Source organism: Wolbachia endosymbiont (group A) of Sicus ferrugineus (assembly GCF_947251515.1).
Taxonomy (GTDB): Bacteria; Pseudomonadota; Alphaproteobacteria; order Rickettsiales; family Anaplasmataceae; genus Wolbachia.
This window is the reverse complement of the sequence record NZ_OX366370.1, coordinates 914,859-926,486: the sequence shown is the minus strand read 5'-3', so window position 1 is coordinate 926,486 and position 11,628 is coordinate 914,859. Positions and strand designations below refer to the sequence as shown.

The window sequence follows — 11,628 nt, the reverse complement described above, 5'->3', positions numbered from 1 at the left end:
ATTATACAGCTTCCCACTTTATAGGATTGCCGCTTACCTCATCTTCAACCAGATTGCCGTTGTCATATTGAGCAGACATATAATTCATGCGCGAGTCACGATCTATATATCTAACAGGTTTTACCGGTTTATCTTTATACATTTTTTGCTCGGCCTTCTTACGCTGAGTAGGGTTATTTTTACTAGCTGTCTTTGCTTTCCCACCTGCTGCCATATAAACTCCTAAAAACTTTTCATTCTATTTTAACACTTAAGTATATAGCGTCAATATTTAATAACTTTAAAATTTCAATAGATCTCTTATTATAATCATTGTTTAAATAAAAAGTTACTCCTTGATATCATTCCAGTGCTTGACCAGAAAAAAAGAAATATGCATCAGCTACTTTCATTTGCTGCGCCTCGAAAATAAACGTTCATGTAGCTGTTAGTCAAGCCATAAATCCAGTATAAAAACCTTTAATCATTGGCTTCGTAGTACTTTTCAACCAACTTATTAAGTAACCTTACACCAAAACCTACTGCTCCTTTTGGACAAATGTCAGTACCTTTTTCGTGCCAAGCAGTGCCTGCGATATCTAAATGTGCCCAGCAAGTTTCATTCACAAAACGCTGTAAAAACTGTGCAGCCATTATGCTATCTCCACAAGAGCCTGCAGGAGCGATGTTTTGAACATCAGCAATCGGTGAATCAATAATTTTGTCATAAGTTTCATTCATAGGAAAACGCCATAACTTCTCACTTACTTCATTTCCTGCATCAATCAGACGGTTTGCTAATTCATCATTATTTGAAAAAAGACCAGCATATTCGTTATTTCCAAGTGCAACCACTATAGCACCAGTTAAAGTTGCAAGATCAATCATAAATTTTGGTGAGAATCTGTCTTGCGTATACCATAAAGCATCTGCAAGTATGAGCCTTCCTTCTGCATCGGTGTTCAACACTTCTATCGTCTGTCTAGACATTGAAGTTACTACATCACTCGGCCTTTGAGCATTACCATCCACTGCATTCTCTGCAAGTGCAACCACGCCGATTGCATTTACTTTTGCTTTTCGTCCTGCTAAAGCATGCATCACACCAACTACAGCAGCAGAGCCTGCCATGTCATATTTCATCGACTCCATACCACGTGAAGGTTTGAGTGATACTCCACCAGTGTCAAACGTTATACCTTTACCAACAAAAGCTATTGGCTTTTGTTCTTTAGAAGCCCCATTCCATTTTATCACTACTAATTTTGGTTCTTTACTACTTCCTTGTGCGACTCCAAGCAAGGCTCCCATTTTTTTCTCTTCCATCTGCTTTTTATCAAGCACTTCGATTTCAAGGCCAAGCTTAGTAAGCTCTTTTTTTATATGATCAGCATAGGATTCTGGATATAGAATGTTAGGAGGCTCTGTTATAAAAGAGCGCGCAAGGAATATACTCTCACCTTCTTGCCTTGAGTGCTCAAATGATCTTTCAGCATTACTTAATTGCTCATCTTTTACTAATACGGTAATTTCCTCTACCTCTGTAATTTTCTCATCCTTTTTAGTTTTATACTTATCAAACTTAAAACTACGCAGAAACGCACCATACGCAACATTTGCTGCACTACCTTCGATTAAAATCGCTGCTTTCTTAATTTTTAATCTGCTTAGCTCACAATATATTTTACCACCAATATTTAATTCTTTATTTTCATTCCATTCATCCTTCTTACCAAGTCCAACAACTACAACGTTTTTTCCTTCTGGTAAAATGGTAGAAGAAAATTCACCAAAGCTTCCATTAAAATCGCTAAATTGCTTTATATTATCTATGATCTGTTTTCCTTGCAAAACTCCGCCATCATTTACGGTTTCGTTGTCCTCAAATAAACCCATTACTATTGTTTTAAAATCGGGCGAAATTTTAGAAATTGTTATTTTCATTGCTGGCATCTCCGTTGCAAATAATTGTAAACTGTACATAAAACATAGCAAAAACATCAGTAAGATATTTTTCATATACATCCTAAGTACAATAACACTCAAGTTTACTATGGACTCCCTTACATGCAAGGGTTTTTTATCTTTTATTAGAGAACTTATTATATCCGCCCAAGGTAATGTTAAACGTATAGGTTTTTATGACCTGATCACTGTAAGTAAATGGTGTTATGAGAAGGCTTGCAAGCCCGTTACTAACAAAATCTTCAAGAACAGGATCAGCACAATTATCGCAATTATGGTCAGCAAAAAACATTTGCGTTGTGAATTCTGGAAAATCTGGATGTTGAACTAGAAAGTTAATATGTGGAGCTCTATCACCAATTTTACCAGGTGCTATCGTAATAAAATTATAATAGCCAAGATTATTCACTACAAACCTTCCTGATCCAGCAAAATTCGGATCGAGTTGATTATCCTCTATATTCTTATCGTAATGGTTCACGCCGCGTGAATTCGCGTGCCATATAGAAACTACAGCATTTTGTATTGGTAAACAGTTTATATCAGTAATTCTACCCACTATGTGTATTAATTCTCCTGTTGCACTATTTGGAGAACCAGGTTTCCTTCTTAAATTGTTTGAAGAGCTAAAATTTTTTGGCCTTGCATCAAGGTCATATATTTCTGGAGTTTCAATGCAGTTGAGCAAAACAGGATCAGCTGCAAATAGCGGCAAACTGAATACCGTTTGTACTAAAAGCGCTAATAAGATATTTTTCACATTCATTTCATTTATAATGCTTTTATTCAGGTTATAGCAGCTTTTTTCTTTTGTTTAAAGATAAGACTTCCTTTGGAGCCACTTTATTTCAGTGCATGAGCTGGTCCTTTTCGGATCTTAGCGCTGTGTACATAACTGCACGAACGTCTAGTTTATGGGTAAGATAAGATAGGAGAAAAATTAGGGCCCGCAAATTAATCCAAACACATAAGTGTAGTGTTACCACCGAATGCTGTAGTGTTAACACTTACAACTTTTTCTGTAGAAAAACGCTGTAAATAATGAGGACCACCAGCTTTTGGCCCAGTGCCAGATAGTCCTCTACCACCAAATGGTTGTATACCAACTGCTGCACCTATCTGGTTGCGGTTGATGTAGACATTTCCAACTGATATTTTTTTGCTTATTAAATCGATCTGATTTTGTATACGGCTCTGCAAAGAAAATGTAAGCCCATATCCTGTATTGTTTATATCACTTATAACTTCATTTAATTGTGACTTGTTAAAACGTATGATATGCAAAATAGGACCAAATACTTCTTGCTTTAATTGCGAAATTTTTTGTATCTCATAAATATATGGAGGAAAGAAATAACCATTATGAGAATTTGTATCCATGGGTACTTTAAATAACAGATTTGAATCTTCATCCTCTGACATTTTTTGCGTATGTTGAGTTAGCATATCGATAGATGCTTTGTCAATTATTGGACCAATATCAGTACTAAGTTGTATTGGGTCACCAATCTTGAGTTCTTGCGCTGCACCACATATCATTTTTATCTGCTTCTCTGCTATGTCCTCTTGAATAAACAGCACTCTAAGTGCAGAACAGCGTTGGCCGGCACTGCGAAACGCAGAAAGTACAACATCTGTAGTCACTTGCTCTAAGAGAGCGGAGCTATCAACAATCATAGCATTGAGCCCTCCTGTTTCAGCAATAAGCGGTACAATAGGACCATCCCTATCCGCAAGCATTTTATTAATTATTTGAGCAGTTTGTGTTGAGCCAGTAAAAGCTACTCCAGCAATTCTATTGTCTGGAACTAATATTTTGCCTAAATATCCACCATCCCCAGGAATGAGGTGTAACACATTTTTTGGTATCCCAGCTTCATGTAGTATCTTAACAGCTTCGTAGGCAATAATCGGCGTTTGCTCTGCCGGTTTTGCCAGCACCGCATTACCTGCTGCAAGTGCAGCTGAAACCTGCCCAATGAAGATAGCAAGTGGAAAATTCCATGGTGATATACACAGGAAAACTCCTCTGCCTTCAAAAAAGATGAAGTTATCTTCACCCGTTGGACCTGGCAATTTTTTCCAGTCGCTCAGTTCATTTTTTGCTATCGTTGCGTAGTAACGTAAGAAATCCACTGCCTCTCTTACTTCCGCTATTGCATCAGATAAAATTTTTCCTGCTTCTACGATCAGAATGTAAATCAACTCTTTCATCCTTTCTTCAAGCAAATCTGCAGCTTTTTCAAGGCATTTAGCGCGCTTTTCTGCTGAAACATTCTGCCATTCAGTAAAAGCATTATGTGCTATTTCAAGAGCGTTTAAAACTTGAGCACTTGTTGTATTTGACACTTCTCCAATTACATTTTCTAAATGTGCAGGATTCACCACTTCAGTAAATTTGGCATCATCAAAAAGTGACTGTCCGTCAATTATCGGCCCAACTTGCCATTTTTTTTCACTAAAGCTCTTTATATCATCTGCAAATTGTGAGACTATCACCGAGTCACTAATATCCATTCCCAAAGAATTTTTTCTGTCTGGTCCCAAAATATCTTGTGGTAACGGAATGCCTGGATGAGGTTCATAATTAAAATTTATAGCTTTTTCCAGTGGATCTGAAATTAACTCATCAATTTTAACGTTAGAATCATTTATTTGATTAACAAATGAACTATTAGCTCCATTTTCAAGAAGGCATCTTATAAGATAAGGCAACAAGTCACTATGTTCCCCAACGGGTGCGTAGATACGACAGCTAACATTTGTTGCAAGCTCTGACATTGCATAATCATATAAGTCTTTTGCCATTCCATGTAAGCGTTGAAATTCAAATCCAGGGTGGTTTTTATCAGCAAGTTCCATGATAGAAGCAAAAGTATAGGCGTTATGAGTTCCAAAGCATGGGTAAAAGCTGTTTGGTTTACTCAAAAGTTTCTGTGCGCACGCGAGGTAAGATACGTCAGTATAGCTTTTTCTTGTAAATACTGAGTAATCATTTAATCCCAATTCTTGCGTACGCTTGATTTCTGAATCCCAATATGCACCTTTTACAAGTCTGACCATAATTTTATGATTTGATCGAATAGCAACATCCTCTACAAAGTCAAGAACAGACAAAGCACGTTTTTGATATGCTTGTACAGCCAAGCCAAGCCCTTCCCACTCAGAAAGTGATTCATCAAGCCGTAATTGTTCAAACAAGATTAAGGACATTTCAAGCCTTTCTGTTTCTTCTGCATCTATGCATAATGAAATGTTGTATTTTTTTGCTTCATGACAAAGCTCTAGCAGTTTAGCTCTCAACTCTTCAGCTATATTATCGAATTGACCAAATTCATAACGTGGATGTAACGCAGACAATTTGATTGAAATTCCATGCGATTTAAAACAATCATTTATTTCAGTGGATTCACCTATAGCTTTTATTGAGTGCATGTATGAATTAAAATACTCTTCTGCATCTTCAGCTGTGTGAGCAGCTTTGCCAAGCATATCAAAAGAGTATAAAAACTTACTATTGTCATCTAGTTTTGCATACCTTAAAGCTTCTTCTATGGTTTTTCCAACAACAAAATGATTACCAAGCATAGACATTGCTTGTTTTACTGCTTTGCGAATGATCGGTTCTCCTAAATTCTTAAGTAACTTAGAAATTGCGTAATAGAACTTCGAATCGCCTTCATTATCTCTCAATATACTGCTACCTATCATCAAGCTCCATGTGGAAGCATTGACAAACAACGAAGAAGAGTGCCCTAAATATTTATTCCATTCCTGATTGGCAATTTTATCTTTGATTATTTCGTCTATTGTATAATCATCTGGTATTCTAAGTAGCGATTCAGCAAGGCACATCAATGCTATTCCTTCATCATTGGAAAGCGAGTATTGCTGCATAAAGGAATCTACAATACTTAATTTATTGTGTTTGATTTTTTCAATAACTTGTTTTGCAATATTATAAATTCTACTTTTTGAATCAGCTGAAAGCTCTGCTTTTTCTACAAGATAACGTATATAACTCTTTTCATCAGTACGATAAAATCCTTGTAAACGTTTTCTCAATTCGTTAGGTTCTTGTATAGAGGTAATCATAATTATCTATAAAACACCTTTACTATATGTAAGGTAAAATTATATCATAACTTCGCGTAGAATAAATTATTATTTATAAAAGAGCCAGGGCTGGCTAAAAGAAGTCTAGTACTTACTTAACTTTACTAAGTCAAGAGAAGTATGTAGCTCAATACTCCACCATCCATCAAGTATTTAACCTCAGTTGCAGTTTGTACACAGCATTTGAGTTGAATTGATTGTTCAGAACTATCCTTTCTTTTGATGATACATTCTAAATTTCCACTTGGCACTATTTCACCTTTTATGCTTATTATCTCACTACCATCAAATATCTTTCTGGTTATTCCATTTTGGAATATAAGTGGAAGAACACCCATGCCGACCAAGTTGGACCTATGTATACGCTCAAAGCTTTCTGCAATTACAACTTTAATCCCCAACAATAAAGTACCTTTTGCTGCCCAATCCCTACTTGAACCTGTGCCATACTCCTTTCCTGCCACAATGATGAGAGGAACATTACTTTCTTTGTAGCGCATTGCTGCATCAAAAATCGACATAGTTTCTTGAGAAGGAATATATTTTGTATAGCCGCCTTCGATGCTTACCATTTCATTTTTTATTCTAATGTTAGCAAAAGTTCCACGCATCATTACATTGTGGTTACCACGACGAGACCCATACGAATTAAAGTCCTGTGGCTCAATTCCAAGATTTTTCAAATATATACCTGCAGGACTACTTGAGGCAATATTTCCAGCAGGGGAAATGTGATCAGTGGTTACGCTATCGCCAAACATTGCCAATATTTGTGCACCTTTTATATCGATTGTTTTATCTTTATTATTTTTAGGTGATAAATTATCAAAATAGGGCGGATCTTGTATGTAAGTGCTGTTTGCATCCCAATTATAGATTTCACTTTTTTCACACTTTATCTTTCGCCAATGTTCATCACCAGAAAAAACATCCTTATACTTTTGTATAAACATCTCACGTGTTACCACATTTTTAACACAATCTTCGATTTCATTGTTTGTTGGCCATATATCTTTGAGATAGACATCATTTCCATTCTTATCTTTGCATATTGAATCTTTTGTCAAATCAGTTTGCACAGTACCAGCAAGTGCATATGCAACAACAAGTGGCGGAGATGCCAAGTAATTAGCTTTGACTAACGGATGAATTCTTCCTTCAAAGTTACGATTACCAGATAAAACTGCAGCAACAGTTAAATTTTTGTTTTTAATGCCATCTTCTATATCTTTATTAAGTGGACCAGAATTCCCAATGCAAGTTGTGCAACCATATCCAACTAGATTAAAACCCAAAGCATTTAGATCTACCTGCAATCCAGACTTTTCTAAATATTCTGTTACAACTTGTGACCCTGGAGCAAGAGAAGTTTTAACCCAAGGCTTTGATTTTAATCCAAGTTTAATTGCATTACGAGCTACAAGACCTGCAGCAATCATTACACTTGGATTTGAGGTGTTAGTGCAGCTTGTTATTGCTGCAATAACTACACTTCTATCTTGAAGCTTATCACTTTCCTTTGATTCGTTAACTGAAAATGATTTAGAAAAAGACTCTGCCACTTGTGAAAGAAAAACCTTATCTTGTGGTCTTTTGGGACCAGCCATTACTGGCTTCACGCTTGATAAATCAAGCTCTAGTGTGTCAAAAAATGCTAACTCATTATTGCCACGCCACAATCCTTGCTCTTTCGCATAAGCCTCAACTAGCTTTTCTGGCCTTCCGGTTAAGCTTAAATAATCTAGCGTTTTCTGATCAATTGGAAAAAATCCACAAGTTGCGCCATACTCTGGGGCCATGTTTGCTATAGTTGCCCTATCTGCCAAAGATAAATAATCTAAACCATCACCATAAAATTCTACAAACTTACCAACAACACCCTTTGTTCTTAGGATATTGGTAACCGTCAGCACTAAATCAGTCGCAGTTACTCCTTCCGGCAGTCTGCCAATTAATTTAAATCCAACTACTTCTGGAATCACCATACTAATTGGTTGACCAAGCATCACAGACTCAGCTTCTATGCCTCCAACACCCCAACCAAGGACTGATAACCCGTTAACCATCGTAGTATGGCTATCCGTACCAACCAAAGTATCAGGATACAAAACCCCATCCTTATTACATACAACTTGCGCTAAATACTCAAGATTCACTTGGTGGCAAATTCCAGTACCTGGCGGTACTACTCTAAAATTTGTGAAGGATGATTCTCCCCACTTTAAAAATTGATATCTCTCCAAATTTCTTTTTACTTCTAGCTCAACATTCTTACTGAATGCGGAAACACTTCCATAACTATCTACTTGAACAGAATGGTCAATCACAAGATCAACGGGCACAGACGGATTTATGCTGCTTGAATCGCCTCCATTTTTCTTGACATAACTCCGCATAGAAGCTAAATCGACGACAGCAGGAACCCCTGTAAAATCTTGCATCAACACCCTTGCTGGCTTGTAGCTAATTTCATGATTAGCGTGTTTATTAACGCAACTTGCTAGTATTTTTATATCATCCAGCTTTATGTTTACTCCATCTTCATTGCGCAATAAATTTTCAAGCAGAACCTTAAGTGAGCAGGGCAATTTAGTTACATCTATTCCTAAAAATTCACTAGCACTACTTAGGCTAAAATAGTTGTATGACTTCCCATCAATGTTTAAAGTCGTTTTTGCGTTTAAAGAATTATTCATCAGGTTACATCATATTAGTTAAAATTGGAATTACTACCGTTACTTCTTTGTTGTTGACTTTGCTGCTCGTACATAGTTTCAAAATCTATAGGATCTAGCATTAGTGGGGGAAATCCACCACTGCTTGTAACTCTTGCAATTATTTCTCTTGCAAAAGGGAAAAGAAAAGTAGGTCCGCCAATAAACAAAGCTTGTCTTACCTCTTCCTCACTCAACTCTTTAAAATTTTCTATTGAAAAAATGCCACAATATTTTGTCTCACAAATGAAAGCTACGCCATCTTTTATACCTTCATCTTTTATCGTTGCTCTGACTTCTATATGTAAAGTAATTTCATGGAAAGATTTTTCTTCATTTACTCCTTCTTTGTTTTCCATTCCTTCTAATTTCGCTGAATTGATATTAACCATTACATTAATATCGGGAGCTTTATTTGAAGAAAGGAATGGCGAATTCGGATTCTCAAACGATAGATCTTTAACATATTGACCGTGAATTCTCATTTTTTGTTGTGGCATTTCTTACGTCCCCTTTAATTAAGTTGAGATATTTAATACTTTCTTATATAATATATTCATTTACAAACGAATAGCAAACCTGATTATAAGTTGATATGAAAAACATATTTTCATTAATAATTAATAATGTTCGGATACTTTATATGCCAAGGAGTTGAGTTACTATGATAGAGCTTGTAATATATGCTTTATTAGCGGCGTTCATTTTTTCACGTTTGTATAATTCTTTAGGAAGGTCAGCCAATCTCAACCTAAAAAAGCTAACTAATGTATTGGATGTAAGTCGAAGTAAAGAAGATGTAGTAGAAAACATTGAGAGTTATATTGATAGCAATGATGAAAATTCAATAAAAGTTACTTATGAACAAATATTAAAAAAAAACAAAGATTTTTCTATTTCCCACTTTATAGAAGGTTCAAGCATAGCTTTTGAATTAATAATAAAGTATTTCAATCAAGGAAATTTGTCTCAGTTAAAACCACTTCTAGATAAAGACTTATATGATAATTTTGCAGAGAAGATTAAACATCGTAAAGAGGTGCACGGGTCTATAATTGTTTCTATCGTTTCACAAAAGATTTTAGAAATAAAGCTAGTAAAAAACACAGTGTTTATTGCAGTATATTTCCTTTCAGAGCAAATTAACTTCGTTAAGAACAATGAAGGAGATATCATATCAGGTAGCACATCCACCATTAATAAAGTTGAGGATGTATGGCAATTCAAAAAAAATGTTAATTCATCAGACCCAAGCTGGTTGCTTGTTTCTATTAACTATAAAAAGACAAATAACGATAAGACAAATGACAAGTAAGATTAGTTTTATTTAGAGTTAACCATGGAAAGCAAGCTACGCGAAATAGTACTTGACACTGAAACGACAGGTCTTGACACTGGATCTGGTCATCGAATTATTGAAATAGGGTGTGTGGAATTAATTAATCGTATTCCAACAGGTAAAGTATTCCATCGGTACCTTAACCCAGAAAGAGATATACCTTATCACTCGTTTAAGATTCACGGTATTAGTGAAGAATTTTTAGAAGATAAACCATTATTCTCAGATGTTGCACTTGAATTTCTTGACTTTATATCTAATGATATTTTGGTAATTCACAACGCTGAATTCGATGTTAAGTTCCTTAACATGGAGTTAAGCAAGCTGAATGCTGGGTTAATTTCCTCAGATAGAGTGCTAGATACATTACCTCTTGCGAGGAAAAAATTCGTAGGATCACCTGCTTCTTTGAATGCATTATGTAAGCGTTTTGATATATCGCTAGAGAATAGAGAATTGCACGGAGCACTAGTTGATGCTCAATTGCTTGTAAAGGTATATGTTGAACTTACAGGAGGGTTACAAACCTTTCTGTTTGATAATGAATGCAATCAGGACAGTAACTCTACATTCGTTCAGCATAAAGTGCGTAATCTAACTCCCAGAGAACATTCACCAAATAGTGAAGAAATTGATGAACATAAGAAACTGTTAGACAAAATTAACAATACACTTTGGAATAAATATATTGAATAGGTTAACCAATAAAGATACAATTTGATTTTACTGAGAGCATTCTAATGGTAAGGTTTATAAGATTGTTATCTAATGTGCTAGCAGCATTAGCAGTTGTTTTTTTAGGTTATTGTTATTTCACTAAAAAAGGCATATTTGCTCCAGCAGAGATTCACAACGCGGAAGTTAAGATAGGCGGAGATTTTTCTTTAATTAATCAGGACGGACATATTCTGCGCAGTAGTGATTTTAAAGATAAATACATGATGATTTTCTTTGGATTTTCCTCATGTAAAAGAATTTGTCCTATGAACCTTGGGATAATTTCAGAAACACTTGCAAAGTTAGATGAGAAAACTAACAACAAGCTACAAACATTCTTCATCACAGTTGATCCTGAGCGCGATAGCACGGAAAGACTTAAAGAATTTCAGCAGCAATTTGACCATAGAATACAAATGTTAACTGGTGAAAGAGAAAAAATAGACGAAGTAGTTGCGAAATATAAAGTATATGCAAGCAAAGTAGACGGAGAAGAAGAAATCAACCATTCTTCGATAATATATCTTATTGGCCCTGGAGGAAAATATGTTACACACTTTGCAGCTGATTTAAATTCAGACGAAAGTCAATCTGATAAGATTTTGGCTGAGATAAGAAAATACGTAAACTGAATTATAGATTTTTCTGTTAATTAGTCGAGCACGCAACTGCATTAGCATTATAATTTAATCTCCACCTGGAAGACGCATTGGAATGACACTATTTGCTGTCTTCAAAAATAAGCATTCGTAAAGTTGTGCTTTTAACATGGGTTATCAGTTTAAAAATGTTGCTAAC

General features: G+C 35.6%; 9 protein-coding genes. 3 read left to right on the top strand and 6 right to left on the bottom strand.

Going from position 1 to position 11,628, the window contains the following annotated elements:
• Position 1: 1 nt before the first annotated feature.
• The 6 genes from OPR24_RS04670 to secB all read right to left on the bottom strand — a co-directional run bounded on the left by OPR24_RS04670 (position 2) and on the right by secB (position 9,274).
• Complete coding sequence (locus OPR24_RS04670; RefSeq protein ID WP_006279675.1) at positions 2 to 214, bottom strand: hypothetical protein; 213 nt, start codon at positions 212 to 214, stop codon at positions 2 to 4.
• A gap of 245 nt (positions 215 to 459) precedes the next feature.
• Positions 460 to 1,962, bottom strand: a complete 1,503-nt coding sequence (locus OPR24_RS04665) for a leucyl aminopeptidase (RefSeq protein ID WP_265032856.1) — start codon at positions 1,960 to 1,962, stop codon at positions 460 to 462.
• Positions 1,963 to 2,059: 97 nt separating this feature from the next.
• Positions 2,060 to 2,710: a protocatechuate 3,4-dioxygenase gene (locus OPR24_RS04660; RefSeq protein WP_265032854.1), complete on the bottom strand. Its 651-nt coding sequence runs from the start codon at positions 2,708 to 2,710 to the stop codon at positions 2,060 to 2,062.
• Between the two features lie 188 nt (positions 2,711 to 2,898).
• The gene (putA, locus tag OPR24_RS04655) at positions 2,899 to 6,039 is read right to left on the bottom strand and encodes a bifunctional proline dehydrogenase/L-glutamate gamma-semialdehyde dehydrogenase PutA (protein ID WP_265032852.1); all 3,141 of its coding nucleotides are present in this window, start codon (positions 6,037 to 6,039) and stop codon (positions 2,899 to 2,901) included.
• A gap of 125 nt (positions 6,040 to 6,164) precedes the next feature.
• The gene (gene acnA / locus OPR24_RS04650) at positions 6,165 to 8,756 is read right to left on the bottom strand and encodes an aconitate hydratase AcnA (RefSeq protein ID WP_265032851.1); all 2,592 of its coding nucleotides are present in this window, start codon (positions 8,754 to 8,756) and stop codon (positions 6,165 to 6,167) included.
• Positions 8,757 to 8,770: 14 nt separating this feature from the next.
• Positions 8,771 to 9,274 (bottom strand): protein-export chaperone SecB, encoded by a 504-nt coding sequence (gene secB / locus OPR24_RS04645; protein WP_253309505.1) that lies wholly within the window; start codon positions 9,272 to 9,274, stop codon positions 8,771 to 8,773.
• Between the two features lie 164 nt (positions 9,275 to 9,438).
• Between secB and OPR24_RS04640 the strand changes: the two genes are divergently transcribed.
• From OPR24_RS04640 to OPR24_RS04630, 3 genes are read left to right on the top strand one after another with little or no spacing between them, the layout of a single operon-like run.
• Positions 9,439 to 10,089 carry a Tim44/TimA family putative adaptor protein gene (locus tag OPR24_RS04640; RefSeq protein WP_265032850.1) on the top strand — a complete coding sequence of 217 codons (651 nt, stop codon included), beginning with the start codon at positions 9,439 to 9,441 and terminating at the stop codon, positions 10,087 to 10,089.
• Between the two features lie 24 nt (positions 10,090 to 10,113).
• Positions 10,114 to 10,809 (top strand): DNA polymerase III subunit epsilon, encoded by a 696-nt coding sequence (gene dnaQ / locus OPR24_RS04635; RefSeq protein ID WP_265032849.1) that lies wholly within the window; start codon positions 10,114 to 10,116, stop codon positions 10,807 to 10,809.
• A 44-nt stretch (positions 10,810 to 10,853) separates the two neighbouring features.
• The gene (locus OPR24_RS04630; RefSeq protein WP_265032848.1) at positions 10,854 to 11,462 is read left to right on the top strand and encodes an SCO family protein; all 609 of its coding nucleotides are present in this window, start codon (positions 10,854 to 10,856) and stop codon (positions 11,460 to 11,462) included.
• Positions 11,463 to 11,628: the final 166 nt, after the last annotated feature.